General features: G+C 45.6%; 12 protein-coding genes. 6 read left to right on the forward strand and 6 right to left on the reverse strand.

Annotated elements, in window-relative coordinates; all coding sequences use genetic code 11:
- Positions 1 to 23: 23 nt before the first annotated feature.
- Positions 24 to 1,244 (reverse strand): ROK family transcriptional regulator, encoded by a 1,221-nt coding sequence (locus AACR11_RS03805; RefSeq protein WP_029789880.1) that lies wholly within the window; start codon positions 1,242 to 1,244, stop codon positions 24 to 26.
- 150 nt (positions 1,245 to 1,394) lie between these two features.
- Between AACR11_RS03805 and AACR11_RS03810 the strand changes: the two genes are divergently transcribed.
- Complete coding sequence (locus tag AACR11_RS03810) at positions 1,395 to 2,267, forward strand: aldose 1-epimerase (RefSeq protein WP_029789879.1); 873 nt, start codon at positions 1,395 to 1,397, stop codon at positions 2,265 to 2,267.
- A gap of 103 nt (positions 2,268 to 2,370) precedes the next feature.
- Here AACR11_RS03810 and AACR11_RS03815 read toward each other — a convergent pair whose 3' ends face one another.
- The 5 genes from AACR11_RS03815 to AACR11_RS03835 are packed head-to-tail and all read right to left on the reverse strand — an operon-like array spanning position 2,371 to position 9,592.
- On the reverse strand, positions 2,371 to 3,573 hold the full coding sequence (locus AACR11_RS03815) for a type III PLP-dependent enzyme (protein ID WP_029789878.1): 1,203 nt from the start codon (positions 3,571 to 3,573) through the stop codon (positions 2,371 to 2,373).
- A complete protein-coding gene (locus tag AACR11_RS03820) occupies positions 3,566 to 5,392 on the reverse strand; it encodes an IucA/IucC family protein (RefSeq protein ID WP_029789876.1) in 1,827 nt (608 codons plus the stop codon). The genes AACR11_RS03815 and AACR11_RS03820 overlap by 8 nt, the downstream gene beginning before the upstream one ends.
- Positions 5,364 to 6,563: an MFS transporter gene (locus AACR11_RS03825; RefSeq protein WP_029789875.1), complete on the reverse strand. Its 1,200-nt coding sequence runs from the start codon at positions 6,561 to 6,563 to the stop codon at positions 5,364 to 5,366. The genes AACR11_RS03820 and AACR11_RS03825 overlap by 29 nt, the downstream gene beginning before the upstream one ends.
- Positions 6,564 to 6,569: 6 nt before the next feature.
- Positions 6,570 to 8,381, reverse strand: coding sequence for an IucA/IucC family protein (locus AACR11_RS03830; RefSeq protein WP_029789874.1), 1,812 nt, complete (start codon positions 8,379 to 8,381; stop codon positions 6,570 to 6,572).
- Complete coding sequence (locus AACR11_RS03835; RefSeq protein WP_079325543.1) at positions 8,378 to 9,592, reverse strand: ATP-grasp domain-containing protein; 1,215 nt, start codon at positions 9,590 to 9,592, stop codon at positions 8,378 to 8,380. Before AACR11_RS03835 ends, AACR11_RS03830 begins: the two co-directional genes overlap by 4 nt.
- Positions 9,593 to 9,833: 241 nt before the next feature.
- On the opposite strand from AACR11_RS03835, the gene AACR11_RS03840 reads away from it, so the two are divergent.
- The 5 genes from AACR11_RS03840 (at position 9,834) to AACR11_RS03860 (ending at position 17,124) form a co-directional block, all read left to right on the forward strand.
- On the forward strand, positions 9,834 to 11,870 hold the full coding sequence (locus AACR11_RS03840) for a TonB-dependent receptor (protein ID WP_029789870.1): 2,037 nt from the start codon (positions 9,834 to 9,836) through the stop codon (positions 11,868 to 11,870).
- A gap of 121 nt (positions 11,871 to 11,991) precedes the next feature.
- The gene (locus AACR11_RS03845) at positions 11,992 to 14,112 is read left to right on the forward strand and encodes a TonB-dependent receptor family protein (protein ID WP_029789869.1); all 2,121 of its coding nucleotides are present in this window, start codon (positions 11,992 to 11,994) and stop codon (positions 14,110 to 14,112) included.
- 86 nt (positions 14,113 to 14,198) lie between these two features.
- Positions 14,199 to 15,122 (forward strand): Fe(3+) dicitrate ABC transporter substrate-binding protein, encoded by a 924-nt coding sequence (locus AACR11_RS03850; protein ID WP_029789868.1) that lies wholly within the window; start codon positions 14,199 to 14,201, stop codon positions 15,120 to 15,122.
- Positions 15,123 to 15,178: 56 nt separating this feature from the next.
- On the forward strand, positions 15,179 to 16,153 hold the full coding sequence (locus tag AACR11_RS03855) for a FecCD family ABC transporter permease (RefSeq protein WP_050582048.1): 975 nt from the start codon (positions 15,179 to 15,181) through the stop codon (positions 16,151 to 16,153).
- A complete protein-coding gene (locus AACR11_RS03860) occupies positions 16,153 to 17,124 on the forward strand; it encodes an iron chelate uptake ABC transporter family permease subunit (RefSeq protein WP_029789866.1) in 972 nt (323 codons plus the stop codon). Before AACR11_RS03855 ends, AACR11_RS03860 begins: the two co-directional genes overlap by 1 nt.
- Position 17,125 lies beyond the last annotated feature (1 nt).

Consider the following 17,125-nt stretch of genomic DNA (forward strand, 5'->3'; position numbering starts at 1 on the left):
CTTCTTTGCGCTTAAATTGGGAGTTACGTATAGAGGTTATCTAACTCTTGCTCAACCCATAGGTAGCTCATCCCGACTATTCGCTCAATTTGCGTTAAATGCCCGAACGAGACTACGGTGAGATCTTGTTTACGAGCATTCTCGTCTTCGAATGGATTAATGAGTGTTTGTTGTGTAATTGTCTTTAACCAACATTCACCTAGAGCACAAGTGTTTCCATACAAGATGATTTTGTTGATGTTGAGTGTGATAAGAAAGTTATAGAGAGATTGTCCAAGAATTGTGGCTGCGTGCGTTGCGACTTCCTGTGCAATTGGGTCGTCGTTTTGATACAGCTTAACAAAATCATCGAATACAAAGTCATTGATATGCACAAGCTTGGATGCGTTTTCCTGACGGGAAAGGTATTGCTTACAAAGCGCTGTGGAACTGGCTTCCGTCTCTAAGCAACCTTCTCGACCACAGCCACAAATGATGCCGTTATTCGCGACTTTAATGTGACCAATCTGCCCACTGCCAAACATCTTTCCTCGGTATATGTCATTGTGGATCAAGAAAGAAGAACCGATACCGTAATCAACGTTGAGTACGCAAAAATCTTCACCATGATGCCCGTCTAACCACTTTTCAGCTAAGGCTAGCATGACGCAATCATTGTCGACTAGGACCTCAACGAGCAAGCGTTGTTCAAGAAGATATTTTAGCTCGATAGGCTGTGTCCAAGGAGCTTGCGGCATTCGCATGGAAGATCCTACATGAGTATCCACTTGCCCGTGTACGGCAATAGAGAGTCGATAACTGGTATTTGGCTTGGACTGACGGCAAGCAACAATAGCCGTCACGATATCCTCAATTAGTTCGTCAGGTGTTTGTGGGGTAATGGCTTGATCAATAAAGTCCGAAGAGGGAGTCATTTCATTATCGACCATTACCGCTTGGATACGGGTAGGAGAAACACTCATACACACGGTGTAAGGGCGATCACTTGATACTTTGTACAAGCCGCCAAAGTTACCCTTTGTTGCTTTGGATACACTGAAGTTTTCTACTCGACCTTGCTCAACTAAAGCATCAACAATCTTACTAATAGCAGGAATGCTAAGTTGTGTTTCACGAGCTAACTCTGATTTGGTCATGCCTTTGCTTTTATACAGCAATGCCATCACAAGGCGACAGTTGTAGTGTCGAACTTTTTGATTATTCAACCCCTTATGGGCGCCAGATTGAAATGGTTTGTTAGGCATTGTTCGAACATGGCTCTTGGATGATTTAACGTAGAAGGCGCTAACTAAATTCTGTTTAGTTATCTCTGTGACTTTGTTATCAGTTGTTGAATATCTAACTGCATAAAGTAGTTATAAACAAACATATCATAATGAAGTGAAGGTTTATCGATGGCTACTCACACTCTGAATAATGGCAAGTTGAAGTTGGTCGTGAATGAGGCTGGAGGGTGCGTTGATTCATTTCAGTATATTAACGGATTCACCTTTGATGTGTTGAGAGCCAGAGTCAATACCTCCAACGGCTTTGCCGGAGATTCAAGTATGTTTCCCATGCTGCCAATGGCGAATCGTATTCGCGGAAATCAATTTGTTTGGCGTGGGAATAAAGTCGTGCTGCCGGTTAGTCGTGCCATCGATGATATGTTTTTCTTGCATGGAAATGGATGGATTTCTGATTGGGGATTACTGACCAAAAACGCAGGTGATGACTTTTTGGAATTAGAGTTAACGTCAAGTATCGACGGCGTATGTGAATACCATGCCAAACAGTCTTATCAACTGTGTGATGACGCCCTTATTGTTACCATGGTTCTGACCAACCTTGGGGATGATGCTTTTCCTTTCGGGGCTGGCTTCCATCCATTTTTCTCAGTTCAGCAAGATACACTTGTAGAGTTCCCGGCGATAGGTTTTTGGTTTGAAGATAAGCAGAATCTTCCTGATCGTTTCGTTAGGCACATACCTTCAGATTACAACTTCAATAGCGAAAAAACAGTGCCCGATTTATGGATCAATAATGGATATCAGATGAGTGATAGCGGAGTTAGGGCGATGCTAAGGCACAAAAATGGCGTGTCGGTATTAGTGTCGAGCCCTTGCCGTTACCTGCAAGTTTATAAGCCCTCGGGTGAAAGCAACTTCCTTTGCCTTGAGCCTCAAAGTCATTATGTTGATGCGCATAACTTTGGTTGTGAAAGCCTGAGCGTTTTATCGCCGCAAGAAAGTATGCAAATCAGTATGTGTATACGAGTTGTGACATGAACTTGATGAGAAATGTGCCATAAAAAATCGGTATGAAAGCCCCTAGCGATAGGGGCTTATTCTGTGGAACCATTTATTCTGCGGAACTATTTGATTGCGAGTGTTAGAAATAGTGGAATAGTGGAGGTTCGTGCATTAAGAAGTTTTGATGAGAGATGTTCCAAGCATAGGCGCCAGCAAGCGTGAACACGACATAATCTCCAATATCGAGGTGAGTAATGTTTTGATTTCTCGCAAGAACGTCTTTTGGCGTACAAAGTTGACCGACGAATGTCGCGTGTGAGTGCGTAATCGGCTGTGATATGGCTTTGGGTTTATTACTCGCTAAAATCGCAAATGGATGATCGTGACTTTGTGCCGCAGGAGTGCGGAAGTGATGTGTACCACCACGCGCAATGACAAAGTTCTCGCCTAAGTTTTGCTTGATGTCTAACACTTCCATAACGTAATAGCCGCATGGTGCAGAGATGTAACGTCCGCATTCAAATCGCAGTTTCCAATCTTGAACTTGTTCTTTCGCGATCAAAAACTCTAACTTGTCGCAAAATTCAATCCAAGGGAAGTGCTGCTCATCATTTTGGTAGTTAATGCCCATACCTCCGCCAAGGTTGATCATTACTTCATCCAGCTCAAATTGTGTTTGCCAAGCTTTAACGACTTGGAAGTAACGTTGCATTAATGCTAGGTGACGATCTACCTCGAGTTGATGAGACATTAAATGGAAGTGGAAACCTTTTAGGTGCACGTTTGGAAAATCACGCAGCAGAGTGAGTGCGTTACTTAACTCGCTTTCATCCAATCCAAAAGGCGTGGGTTTCCCACCCATGGCGAGTTTGCTTAAGGTGATATCGCCAATATCGATGTTCATTCGTAGAAAAATCGAGGCAGAACGGTTCAGCTTTTCTGTTAATGCACCAATGCGATGCAATTCAGTGAGGCTTTCGACATGAATTGCATCTACGTTGAGCTCAATCGCTTGCTTAAGTTCGCTTGGCATTTTGCCCGGACCGCCGAAGATCAAGGGCATATTGAGTTGTTGTTCGTGCAGATGAGCAAGCTCTCCGCCGGACGCAGCTTCGAAACCGTCGACATAAGGCGCGAGTGTTTTCAAGATTGGCTCTGATGGGTTGGCTTTCGCGGCATAAAACAGCTCAACATTTTTGGGTAGAACGTGTTTCATCTGTTTAATGTGTTGCTCCAGCGCCTTTAGGTCATAAAGGTAGGCACATAGTGGCTGCATGTGTTGCTCTGCCAATTGCAAAACTTCTTGTTGGACGTGCAACGGAAGCTGTGAAGAATTAAGCATGATTGGCTCCTTGGTGATTCGCCCATGGCACTGGAACTTGGGTGTAGTTGGATTCTTTATCCGCTCTTTGCATTAAGCGCGTAGTAAAGTTGTTTTTGCTCGGGAAATTGCCGCCGTTTATCAAGGATTCAAGCTCAGGTTGTTTGCCATTGACGGATTGCCAGCGAACAATTGCGCTTTTAACCGAGTTCCAAAGCGTTTTCTCAAGCGTTTGGTCTCCTTCCGCAATAAAGAAAATGGCTTCACTGATGTTGTTGATGAAGGTACAGTAACCAATACGATTCCAACCTTGTTCCCGGCTGTAATAAACCGATTGGCGAGCGCGTTCAGAAAGCTGGTTCAATGACTCCGGTGACCAGAATTCTGGAAGCAATTTGGTGCCTTCTAGATCGCGTATCCACACGCAGCAGGGCATGCCTTTTTCAAACCCAATGAGTGTGTTTTGCAAATGAGGCTCAAATGCGACGCCATGTTTAAAGTAGTAGTTGAATACGCCGGGAATTAAGCAGTGTAAGTAGCGCTCAAACCATAAAGTCGCGATGTTGTGATACGTTGTTTCTGATGCTTGTGCTTTAGTTTCTAATTGAGCAGCGATACAGCTGTCGCCATTGCGATCATAGGCGAATAGTGCTCCCGCTAACGTTGGTTCTAGTACATCAATTTCACACAAGGATAGGTTTTCTCGATATAGGATACCAAACGACTCTCGGGCTTTCGTCAGATCTTCTTTTTGCTCGGAATCAATCGATTCCAAGTTGATGGTGGTGGCAAAAGGTTCCGTCATCACTTTGAAAACCGGATTCTGTAACTGCTCACTTTCTTTTATCGGACGCAAAATCGAGCTCAGTTGCACCGCACTATCGAGTTCATACCATGCGTTTTTACGCACACAGTTGGTCAAGCGGACGTTAATCGAGAACTTGGCGAACCATTCTGTTTCAGGGTGGTACATGGTACGCACCGATGATGTTGGCAGCATTTTTTCTCCGCTTAGCCCTAATGGCGTCATTTTTCCTTGTTCAATCGCTCGTTGAACTAATGGGTTTTGCAAGATCGTGTAGCTCTCCCATGGATGGCAAGGGTAGAGGGTGGCGTCTCCAGAGTGCGGCTTTTCTGGTGCCAATTGCTCAATCATCGACTTAGGAGTATGACGTTCATCCGAGCGAAGCACATCGAGCAATGTATTATCCACTTCAAACCAATATAGCGGGACGCTGGCTCCCACTTCTGGTGAGCATGCTAATAGATCATCCATACTCACGCCGGAACGGCTTTTTGGCGTTGGGTGGAAGGAGTGCCCCCAAAGCAATGACTGCTCTGAAGCGATAAAAGCATTGTGCTGTTGAGGTCTTGTGTTTGCGTTTAGAAATTGCTCCGTTACCAACAGGCTATTTTCCATTTGAGCCACAAGCTCATTGTTGAATGGAATCGTTAACACTTGTTTTAGATAGTTCAGTAACAGTGTCAGTGTTTGGATTGCATCTAATTTATGCCATCCAGAGCCCGGCATTTTGCTCCAGGGCATATCAATCAGTTTGACTTTACCAAGCTGACTCACGTACTCAGCAGGCAACAACAAAACACCGTTTTGATGGGGAAGATGGATGCCCACGCGCTGTTGTTGTGAATAGTTACGCTTCAATGTTTGTGGTAAAGATGTTGAACGGTACTGCCATTCAACTTGCTTGTTAGGGATCGCGTATTCGCGTAGATAGCAGTTGACGACGCCCGTTATGGTGTTGAGCTGAGCTTTTCTATTGTTGAGTTGTGCTTGGCTTTTCGCAAGCGTTTCACTTGGAGACAATGGCGTTTGTAACATGTTGATGCCCAAATTTTGAATGGATGATCAGTGCGATAAGAGTCAAAGCACTGACCAACGCAGAAAGGAGAAAAGGAACGTCGAGCGAATAGAAGCGGATAATAGAAGATGCGCTAAGACCTGCGGCAACTCCGCCCCATTTAGACATTGCATCAAAGCGAGAAAACACTTTGCCGCATTGTTGCCTATTAAGTCGGGTTGCAAGCGCTTGATGTAAACCTTGGTAACAGCAAACCATGCCACAGCCAAACACGATGCGAGCTACAATCAGTAAGACTTCATGTTGAACGAGGTGCATGAGGCAACTGAGGGAGAGTAAGGCAAACCCCAACCAAAGTGTACGTTGCTGCTGGTGGCGGTTGATCTTCTCTGAAAGTGCATGAATCTTGGTTGCAAACACAAGATAAACTCCATGAGGAAGCGCATACAAGAAGCCGATCCATGCCGGATTCACGTTGCCGTATTGCTCAACATAAGGCGAGAAGTACGGGAAGGTCACTACCATAGCGAAAGCAAAGCTAAACTGAGCGCCAAACACCCAATGTAGAGCACGTAACGAGCAGTCCGACATAACATCAGATTTGTCTACAAGAGCGTCCGATTGGGGGGAAGGCGTTTCGGTTTGATCGATGGGTAGGGTAAGCGTGATCGCAAATGCCACAAGTGGCAATACGGCTAACCACAGGTATGCATTCAGCGGGTTGGATTCCGATAACGTCCATCCTAGCCCAATGGGTGCCACTATCAGAGCCAAACGAGCAGATAGTTGGGTTTTATTGAGCGTTTTACTCAGCGCTTTCGTATCTTCTATTTGGCTTGAAAGGTAGCTATTAGACGCTGCCATTGTTCCGCCAAACGTTCCTTGAATAATGAGACCAAACACAAACATGGGTAGCGTTGTTGCTAAGCCACACAGCATAAACCCCGCGGCGAGACCAACTTGAGCGCGCAGTAGAGAACGGCGTCTGCCGTATTGGTCGGCAAACTGCCCCCAAAAACGAGCGGCCATAGCAGTGCAGAAGGTAGGGAGAATAAACAAAACACCTGCCCAGTCTGCATTTATGTGGGCTCCAAAAGTGGGTAACACCGTCGGTAAGAACAACGGCATGCCTAACGCAGCAAATGCAGCGATAAAATGGCAAAGCAGTACGCTGTAGATGAGTTTGGTCATGATTAATTAGCTCACGCTCTGTTTAATGGCAGTGAGATAAGCATGTTGAGCGTCTTCGCTGGTTAACAACAAGAAGTTGGGCGCGGATAACCCATAATATTTGTTGATATCGCTTGCACCTGATGCTTCTTTGGAAAGTAGACTCCCTGAGCTCAACAAATATTTGGCGTACAAATCTGGGGAATCAAATAAGAGTTCGCGTGCCAATTTTGTTTCGTGACCTTGTGCGCCTAAGTAGTCGATATAATAAGCGAGGCTTCGTGCGACTACTGCGTACAAAGAGGCGCTTGAAGCAATCCCTTTCGCTGCCATTGCCTCAACAATTGCGGCAATATCCAGTTGTAGCGTAATCGTGGTAAACATCTGACCCAGCGCGAGTTCATTATCGACCTTAATTCGTTGATCCAGTAGTTGATCGCACTGAACAGGGGAATGCTGTTCAAACGCTTTGAAACGATTTGGCCAGATACGAGCGGCGTCATTGTCCTTCATAGCTAACGTCATTTTGCCTTCTTTATTGAACGCAATGATGGCGTTTTGCTGATTGGATTCCAAAGCAATGCCATAACGCAACCAAAGAGTCAGATGCACTTTACATAACAGATCAACGTAGTCGGTAAACCAAGCCAATGTATCTTGCTGGTAGTATTGTTCAGCGAGATGCTCAAGGAACAAGCGACCATCAGGCATTGGGCTGGCAAGGGCTGCAACAGGCACTAATGCTTGGTCTTCGCAGTGGTGAACAGGGTATTCGCGCACAATGTAAGCGAACGTTTTATCATCGTCAACGTGCCCACCATGCTTTTCGTTACAGTGGAAAAGCGTGCCACTTAGCTCACTATCACTTTGCTCTAAATGCGTTAACAAACGCTCAAACCAATGACCGTCATACAGTGTCGATGGTTTAATAAGACGAATGTTCTTAGTTCCTAACGAACGCATAATAAGTGGCACTTTTATATGAACATTCGGTGTTTGGTTCACTACCACAGTGCGCACCGATAAGGTTGGTGTCACCTCGAGAAAAGCGAGTGGCGCTTCAATCACGCCTTCAGGTAGTGACTCTAAACTGCGTAAAGTTAACGGATGAGCAGGGAACAAGTCATGACTCAGTGAGAAGTCGGCAGGCAATCCAACTTGCTCCATTGTCGGCCAGCACTCAGGAGGCGCAGAGGTTAAGGTCACTAGTGATTTATCAATGGCTAACCAACGCAAAGTAAAACTCTTGGCAAACTCCGGTGCATATTGCGCTAAGTCATTATCACTCAGTCCAAATTTTGCTCGAGCTGTCGGATAGTATGGATGATCCAAATATGAAGCGATTTGGTCTGCTTGTAACAGTTTACGTTCCCAACCATTGAGTTCCGATATTGGCTGCATCAATGCTGCTGAGTTTTGCTCGAATGCTTTGTCACATAAGCCTTTATGCTTTTCCGCACATTCGAGTTCTTGTAGATATCCATCGAGTAACGAATGAGAGCTTTCGTGAGCACAAGCTTTTAATACTTCAATCCAATCGCGATAATGTTGTTGTGATTCAACGGTTCCATTTTTCTCTACAAACCAGCAGGTTGGCGCATGGTGGTTAGTCACGCCGTAGACCCATCGCTGCATGTAATAAAAAGGCGTAACAGGTAAGTAAAGATTTAAATCTTGTGTTGAGAAGGCGAGCCAAGTTTGGTCTGCGCCATAAGCATTGATGTTCAATTTGTTGGGTAAAGCATTAATGAAAGCGCCTTGAGAAACTAAACCAAATAAATCTTCGCGTAGACACGTATCGATTAAACGCTGGGTGAGATATAAAACGTTGTCGTTCATGCCGTTACCTCTTCGACTGGCACAAGGTTGAAAGTGGCGAGAGCCTGTTTGAGTGAAGGCTGCAATGACTGTCCGGATGGTGAGCTAATGGAAATCCTGGCTAGGTAGTCTTTGTTTGAATAGCTTTGTTGGATGTGCTCTCCAGCGGGCTTAAGAACCTGTTGTTGCGTAACAATATCGCCTTCTTGGTGAATGAAAGATGTTGATGTACCTGCTATGGTTCCGCTCGTGTCGGCGACAACATAGTGCACTTGAGCGCTACCTTGGATAGTAAAGTCCAGTTCAAGTTTGTCTCCAAGATGCAGTTTTAAAATGGTGCTAAACCACTGATGATGGCTCAGGTTATTAAGTAGAAACTCGCGTCCATCTCCGATACTGCGATAATTGACCTCCACCAACACGGGACCGGAATCGGTGATAATAAATTCGCTATGGCACACGCCGAATCCGACACCAAAAACTTTCAACTGGCGGAGGCATTCGTCACGAAATTGGACGCTGCGAGTACCATTCCAACACGCCGCCATCTCGATAAAGTGCGGTGGGGCAGACAGTTCGACATCAAACCCACCAACGGCGAGTAAGTTATCGCCATCCCCTAATGTTTCTATTGTGATAAGCGGGCCCTGCAAAAACTCTTCAACCAAGACAGGAGTGGTTGGGTGTTTTTGCCAGAATACATCGCAATAATCCCCAAGTGCGGCATCGGTGTCGCAGCGTTGAACATCCAAACTTGCAACGCCTTCCTTTGGCTTTGCGACGACAGGGAAATTGAGTGTCTTGCGAGGCGATGAGTCACCTTGATGCAGCAAGATACTTGGTGTGCTCGGCAATGATTTGTCATTGAGGACTTGGCGAGTTAGGTGCTTGTTCTTAGCTTTTAACGTCACAGTCCAGTCTTTAGCGGGCAAGTTAAAGAATTGAGCACAGATAGCTGTTGAGGTTTGCAAGTGATCGCTGTTACTAAAAATAGCGCTAGGGTGTAATTCGTGCTCCGTGATGACCTCGATGAGTTCAAGTGGATTGAAAACATCACATTCTAGAATGTCATCGGGGTTGAACTGGTTATCTTCACTGGCCAACTTGAGATGGTTGAGCTTATGGTCAGTGATCAACACGACGTGAAGACCCATCGCTTTTGCTGCAGGTACGAAGCCGTGGGTGACTGCATCATTAACGACATGACTCACGATGATCATCGTTGATTTCATGGGACTTTCCTAATTTTTCTAACGTTGTTACTGCGTGCTCACAGCCGGCTTCCAATGCGTCTCTTTCGCGGTATTTTAGGGAAAGGTTTTATTATTATTCTGATTTTATTGATTATTTTGTTATTTCCCCAGTTACATGGGGCAAACAAATATAGATCATAATTTTTATATTGCAAACACAAATGATATTGGTTTACATTCGCACCTGTTGGCAATTTTATAAACTAACGGAATTAAAAAAATGGAAATGAAGTTGACCTTGTCCCCATTAGCATTAGCTATAGGTGGAACGTTAACTGCAGTGGCAGTCGTGCCGAGTGTATCGGCATCAGAAAACGTTGAAGCGAATGAAACCGTACAAGTTGTTGGTCATAGGTACGAAGGTTACGCCGAGCACATGCCACAGTCAGGCACCAAAACGGACGTTGAATGGTTAGACGTTCCGCAAGCGGTATCGGTTGTGACTAAGACTGAAATGCAAGATCGCGGAGCAGTGCGCTTAGTTGACGCGCTAGATGGTGTCGCTGGTGTGAACAATACCTTAGGCGAGGGTAGCCGAGATCAGTTTGTGATTCGTGGATTCGACGCCCTTAATGATATGTATCGTGATGGAATGAGAGATGACGGTACATTGCAGTCCTACCGTAGTCTGGCAAACATTGAACGTGTCGAGGTGGTAAAAGGACCTGCTGGTGCGCTGTATGGCAGAGGCTCGGCGGGGGGCATCATTAATTTGGTGACCAAACGTGCTAATGGTGACAATTTCACGAATGTGAATGGCAGTGTTGGCAGTAACAATCAATTTGTTGGTCAGATTGATAGTTCTATGGCATTTAGCGACAAGGTCAATGGTCGTATTAACTTAGAGTATCGCCAAGCAGACTCTTACGTAAACCATGTCGATTCTAATGATTTCTTTATTGCACCGACGATTCGCGTATTGCCTGCTGATGGGCATACCATTGATTTTGATGTTGAATATGCTCATCAAGAGCTAGTTCCTTACCGAGGTGTGCCATCAAAAAACGGCAAGCCAGTTGACGTTTCAGAAAGCACGTTCTTTGGTGGAACCAATGACTACCAAGAATCGGACAGCCTTCGTATGGCAGTTAATTATGAATGGCGTTTAAACGATGAATGGGCTTGGACAAACCGTGCTTCATACAACCGCATTGAACTGGAACAAAAGGGCACTCGTCAAGGCGCTGTTGTGGGTGATGAAGTTTCTCAAACGGTGAACAATTTTGGCTACGACCCTCGCACAACAACGACTCTGCAATCTGAGTTAGTTTGGGAGACAGAATCCAACCAAATGATGATTGGCGCAGACTATAACCAGATCAATATTGATTTGACTTTAGCCAGTGACAAGACGCTGCCTCCAAAAAATATTTACAACCCTACAGTAGGACCAACGCCAAACCCTGGCTTTAAACCTTTCCGTGATAACACGACCACAACAGCGGGCATCTACATTCAAGATGTTTACACGTTTGGTGATCTTTCTGTGATTGGTAACGTGCGTTATGACTCAATGGATCTTGAGCAACAAAAAGCCGGGGCAGCGAAAGAAGATCTCGACGATAACAAAGTCAGCTACCGTGCTGGTTTGGTCTACCGAATTAACTATGACATGTCTGTGTATGCGAGTTTAGCGCGTTCATGGCAGTTACCTTACTCTGGTATTTACATCAATCCAAAACTGGCTGAATTTTTCCATACCGACCTGAAAGAAGTTGGCGCAAAAGCCTATCTATTAGACAACGCTCTAATGCTGAACGCTGCTGTGTTCCAAATCGACCAAGAACAACCGCAAACCAATATCGATGGTGATGTGATCAATAAGATTGAAGCTCGCCACCAGGGTATCGAATTGGAAGCGCGCGGTCAGATCACGCAGCAATGGGATATCTCAGTTGGTTATAGCTACCTTGATGCGGAAGACAAAGACACGGGTAAAAAACCAAATGACGTGTCTGACCATCTGTTCTCATTGTGGAGCACGTATCAGCTTGATGACAACTGGCGTTTAGGCGGTGGTGTTAAGTACGTAGGTGACCGCTACGCTGGTAACGATGAAGCGGTAGCACTTGGTGATTACACTACAGTGGATTTGATGGCTGCTTACACAACAGGTCGTCACAAAATCCAAGCAAACGCTTACAACGTGTTTGATGAGAAATACATCCTAGGTGCCACCAATGGCAAGTCTGGATTGAACCAGATTGGTTACGGTGCGCCAGCGGAATTCATGCTCAGCTATGGATACCGATTCTAATTATTTTCGAATTCTCGCTACTTGTTAGCGAGCTTTCTTACCTCGTTTTGAGGATTGTTAGCCCATAGGGTCAAAGCCGCTTTTTTCTCTTTGACCCTTACTTCTCTTAAAGGAGACCCCCATGCTTTACCAAAATATGGATGGTAACCCCCAAGCTAAGCTGCGTTTAAGTGTGCTTGCGACCGCGATTGCTTCTGTCACCTCCATGAATGCATTTGCTGCCTCTGAACCTCAAACCACTACGATGGAGACGGTTGTTGTCACTGCGAGTGTTATCGGCAATTCAGCAATAGAAGATGTAAAAGAATACCCAGGAGCACGTACGGTCCTGACGAGTGAGCAAATTGAAAAGACGGCCGCTCATTCAATCGATTCAGCGCTGCAAAGTGTACCTGGTATTAAGGTGCAAGATGAAACTGGCACCGGTGTACTGCCTAACATTTCGGTTCGAGGCTTAAAAGCAAGTCGCAGTGGTCATGCTCAGTTCTTGATGGATGGTGTCCCTCTTACGCTGGCGCCATATGGTCACACCGGACAATCCATTTTCCCAGCAACGTTATCCATGATTGATCGCATCGATATTGTACGTGGTGGTGCGGCTGTTCAATATGGTCCAAACAACGTGGGTGGCGTCATTAACTTGGTGACTAAACCGATTCCAAACACTTGGCAGACTGAAATAAGTAATCGCTTAACTGTGTTTGAAGGCGGCGATACGCCACTGAACGACTTCTATTTAAGAACGGGCGGGTGGTTAACGGATACGTTTGCAATTCAATTAGAAGGTAACTTTTTAAAAGGCGAAAGCTTCAGAGAACATTCTGATACAGACGTAAAAAACTTCCAAGTTAAAGCAAACTGGTTGTTGAGCGACACTCAAGAGTTGCAAGCATTCATTCAAAGGTATGATGCGGACACACAAATGCCCGGTGCCTTGTCGCCAGACGATTATAAAAAAGATCGCAACCAATCTAAGCGTCCTTACGATGAATATCAGGGGAAATCAACGCGTTGGAGTTTGAAATACATTCAAGACTTAAACATTGCGGACAGTGCAGAGCTGCAAGTTCAAGCCTTTGGTCATAACTCTGAGCGTTTCTTCCAGTGGGGCTTTAATGGCGCAGGTGGTCACTGGGCAGATCCAGCTTTGCCTTCAACTGACGTGCGTACTTCTCCACGAGAGTTCAAAGTATATGGAGTAGAACCTAAGCTCGCGATGCACTTTGGCGAAGGCAGTGCGGTGACGCAAAACTGGATCGTTGGTGCTCGCTATGTAAATGAAGACATCGACTACAAGCTGACTCAAACTCCAATTGCTGGTGGTGCGACGAAAGTACCTCGTGATTGGCATTTGGATACCGATGCATTTGCTGGCTATATTAGCAATGAAGTAGGTCTGTTTAATGATGCGTTAAAAGTAACTCCGGGCATTCGCTACGAGTCTGTCGACATGACGTTTGATGACTTAGGAAAAGCACAGAGTACAGATAACAAAGTGACGGAATGGCTACCGGGTCTAACGGTCGCGTATAATCTGACTGAGCAATGGGTTGGTTATGCGAACGCTCAGAAATCGTTGCGCGCACCTCAAATTGCATACATTCGAGGTTTAGGTAAAGAGGGCAGTGAGCTTGCGTGGAACTACGAGTTGGGTGCTCGTTATACACATGATTCAACCAGCTTTAACGCTGCTTTGTACCGCATTGACTTTAAAGACCAACTACAATGGCAGAGTGCAACCCAAACCTTTGAAAACATTGGTAAGACGCTTCACCAAGGTATTGAGCTATCGGCTCGTTACGTTCCTGAATCCGTACAAGCACTTAGCCTAGGTGCAAGCTACAACTACTTAGACGCAACGCTAGAAGAAGAGGGCGCCAACAAGGGTAATCGACTTCCTTATACGTCAAAACATCAGCTTAGCTGGGATGCTACCTACGCGTTCTCAAAAGTAGATATAACACTATCTGGCTACTACTTCAGTGACGCATATTCTGACAACGCAAATACGAGTGAAGAAGACGCGACGGGAGCGAAGGGTAAAGTACCGGCTTACATGGTTTGGAACTTCAACCTTGGTACTGATCTATACAAGGATGACAAGGGTAAGCTACGTATGAATGTTGCTGTGAACAACTTGTTTGATGAGGACTACTATTTCCGAGGTATTGATACCAGCCCTGTTGGTCGATACCCGGCGCCAGGACGTTCTTACACTTTGGATCTGAATTACCAGTTCTAACTCGTTATTGTTTGATGTTAACACAATTCAAAGTCGCCAATTTACGTTGGCGACTTTCACGATCTTAGTGTTGGGGATATAAAAACATGGAAAACGAATCTCGGTTTCTATCGATGAACTTACGACTTGCTGCATTTCTCTTATTGTTCATAAGCGTTATGTCTTTTCCAAGTTCAGCAAAAACTCGTGACGTACAAGATGAACAAGGGACATTTAAATTAGAAAGCACACCTAAACGCGTTGTCGTTTTGGAGTTTTCTTTTGTGGATGCGTTAGCAGCAGTTGGTGTGTCACCCGTCGGTGTTGCAGATGACAACGATGCATCAAGAGTGATCACAGCAGTACGTGATTTAGTTCAGCCATGGCAATCTGTTGGTATGCGTTCTCAGCCGAGTTTAGAGGCTATCGCTGTGCTAAAACCGGATTTGATCATTGCGGATGCAGAGCGCCACCGCACGATCTATCAAGACCTCAATCGCATCGCACCCACGTTGCTGCTAAAAAGCCGTGGTGAAACGTATCATGAAAATCTAGAGTCTGCGCGTAAGATAGGAATCGCACTTAACAAGCAAAAAGCGATGAACAAGCGTATTCAATTGCATCAACAAACCATGGCTGAGTATAAGCGGCATTTTGCGCTTAAACAGACGGTACAGTTTGCGGTGGTGTCAGACAAAGGTATGTGGCTCCACAGCCCTAAATCCTATGCTGGTGGTGTTCTTAGCGAGCTAGGCATTACGAGCCCACTAGTGCAGGCTACGGAAAAGGCTTATCTGCCTGCGAGCTTTGAATTGCTATTAAAAACAAACCCGGATTGGTTGCTGATTGGTGCATACTCGCAACCAAACATCATTGATGAATGGAAAAAGAACCCGTTGTTCAAGTTGTTATCTTCAGCAAAAGCACAACATATTGTTGAAGTGTCACCGGAGCTTTGGTCTCTTAATCGAGGCATGCTAGCAGCAGAGAAAATGGCGCAGAACTTAGAACAGATTTTGGGTTCGTCATGAACAAAGCAACGATATTGAAAGAAAGCCCTCATCAGCCTCAAGTGCCATGGAAAGCGATGTTTGTTGTCGTTATTGTTTTGGCTTTGGTTCTGACAGGGTACGTAGCTTCAATGCTTGGTTGGTCAAACTTTTCACTCACACTTAATGATTTAGTGGGGTATTGGTTTTCATTTGATGAAACCAACATGAGCCATCAAATCCTTGCTACGTTACGTGCTCCGAGAGCGTTTGCTGGGTTAACAATTGGAGCTTGCCTCGCTGTTGCTGGTTTATTGATGCAGGGTTTGACGCGCAACGCGTTGGCATCGCCCTCAATTTTAGGTATTAACGCTGGTGCAGCGTGTTTTATGGCTTTCGCTGCCATTGGCGTGCCGATAGTCAGCGATATCAACCCAATTCTTAATGCTGTACTTGGCGCACTACTTAGTGGCGTTTCTGTAATGATGCTTGGTGGTTTTTTTTCTATTCGCTCGCATCCTCTGCGTTTGGTTTTAGCAGGTATAGCAGTTAGCGCTCTACTGCTTGGTCTTACCCGAGCGGCGCTTATTCTTGCGGATGACATGGCTTACAGTGTATTGCATTGGCTGACGGGGTCTTTAGCAAGTGTGGACGAGGAACAATGGAACCAACTGTGGCCGCCAGCATTGACTGGATTGGTTCTCGCAATGGGGTTGGCTCGCAATCTCAATTTACTGGCTCTTGGAGAAGAAGTCGCGGTTGGATTAGGTAGCAACATCCAGATGACTCGGCTCGTTACGGGCATCACTATTGTTTTATTGGCGGGAACGTGCGTTGCCATTGCGGGACCTATTGGCTTTGTTGGTCTTCTTGTTCCTCACTTAGTAAGACCAATAGTAGGTCATAACTATCATTTACTGATCCCATGCTCGGCACTGATTGGGGCGGCTCTGGTTGCTTGGTCTGATGCATTATCACGTGCCATCGCGTTTCCCACTGAAACACCGGTTGGCGTGCTTACTGCGTTGATTGGCACACCTTGTTTTATCCTTGTTGCGATGAGGAGGTCGTAATGCTTCATCAAACAAAACTGGCATTGTTGTTTGGGCTTGTTGCTTTGGCTGCTGTTGCGAGCTTATTAGTTGGAGCCGCTTCGCTTTCTGCTTCTCAAGTCATGACGCTCCTTGTTTCTTTTTCAAACGACGACTTTGTTATTCATCAATACCGCTTTCCTCGCACTTTACTCGCAATTGGCGTTGGAGCTGGGCTCGGGTTATCAGGATTATTAGTTCAAGGTGTGATTAGAAATCCGCTAGCTTCTCCGGACTTGATGGGAATTAGTGCAGGAGCGGGGTTAGCGGCAACGGCAAGCTTAGTATGGTTTCCTAATATCTCACTCAGTTGGCTACCTTTGATCGCAATGGCAGGAGGTCTATTTGCAGCAGGTTTCATTGCGATGCTGGCTTGGCGTTCAAAACCTACACCTGCAAGATTAGCGTTAATTGGTATCGCCGTTAGTGCTTTTCTCGCCAGTGGTATCGACTTCTTATTGGTCACGCATCCCATTGAAATCAACACTGCGATGGTTTGGTTAACAGGTAGCCTTTGGGGGCGAAACTGGCAGCAAGTGCCTTTCATTTGGGGGGCGCTCCTATTGCTGATACCGCTAGCGCTGTGGTTAGCATGGCGATTAGATGTCATGGGGTTGGGTGAAGAAAGCGCAACCACTTTAGGGGCGAAGCCAACGCAGATCCAAGTGGTTGCGTTGTTAGCAGCGGTGCTTCTAGCCAGTATCAGTGTATCTGTTGCCGGAACGATTAGCTTCGTCGGACTATTAGCGCCACATTTGGCACGTTTGTTGTTTGGGCATAACCATAAATTGTTGATTCCCGGATCTGCACTGGTTGGCGCATTACTGGTTACTTGTGCTGATGCCTTGGCTCGTGGGATTCAACCACCGATTGAATTACCTGCTGGAGTGCTTACGTCCGTTATCGGAGCGCCTTATTTTATTTTTCTTCTATATCGTTATCGAGGTTGGTAAT

It is taken from the genome of Vibrio sp. L85 (assembly GCF_963871815.1).
Classification (GTDB): Bacteria; Pseudomonadota; Gammaproteobacteria; order Enterobacterales; family Vibrionaceae; genus Vibrio; species Vibrio harveyi.

Bases quoted from the DNA above. Each gene is read 5' to 3' on its own strand.
- AACR11_RS03810 (WP_029789879.1), top strand. From the start codon at position 1,395: ATGGCTACTCACACTCTGAATAATGGCAAGTTGAAGTTGGTCGTGAAT.
- AACR11_RS03815 (WP_029789878.1), bottom strand. From the start codon at position 3,573: ATGCTTAATTCTTCACAGCTTCCGTTGCACGTCCAACAAGAAGTTTTG.
- AACR11_RS03840 (WP_029789870.1), top strand. From the start codon at position 9,834: ATGGAAATGAAGTTGACCTTGTCCCCATTAGCATTAGCTATAGGTGGA.
- AACR11_RS03830 (WP_029789874.1), bottom strand. From the start codon at position 8,381: ATGAACGACAACGTTTTATATCTCACCCAGCGTTTAATCGATACGTGT.
- AACR11_RS03860 (WP_029789866.1), top strand. From the start codon at position 16,153: ATGCTTCATCAAACAAAACTGGCATTGTTGTTTGGGCTTGTTGCTTTG.
- AACR11_RS03825 (WP_029789875.1), bottom strand. From the start codon at position 6,563: ATGACCAAACTCATCTACAGCGTACTGCTTTGCCATTTTATCGCTGCA.
- AACR11_RS03850 (WP_029789868.1), top strand. From the start codon at position 14,199: ATGGAAAACGAATCTCGGTTTCTATCGATGAACTTACGACTTGCTGCA.
- AACR11_RS03835 (WP_079325543.1), bottom strand. From the start codon at position 9,592: ATGAAATCAACGATGATCATCGTGAGTCATGTCGTTAATGATGCAGTC.
- AACR11_RS03820 (WP_029789876.1), bottom strand. From the start codon at position 5,392: ATGTTACAAACGCCATTGTCTCCAAGTGAAACGCTTGCGAAAAGCCAA.
- AACR11_RS03805 (WP_029789880.1), bottom strand. From the start codon at position 1,244: ATGCCTAACAAACCATTTCAATCTGGCGCCCATAAGGGGTTGAATAAT.
- AACR11_RS03845 (WP_029789869.1), top strand. From the start codon at position 11,992: ATGCTTTACCAAAATATGGATGGTAACCCCCAAGCTAAGCTGCGTTTA.
- AACR11_RS03855 (WP_050582048.1), top strand. From the start codon at position 15,179: ATGTTTGTTGTCGTTATTGTTTTGGCTTTGGTTCTGACAGGGTACGTA.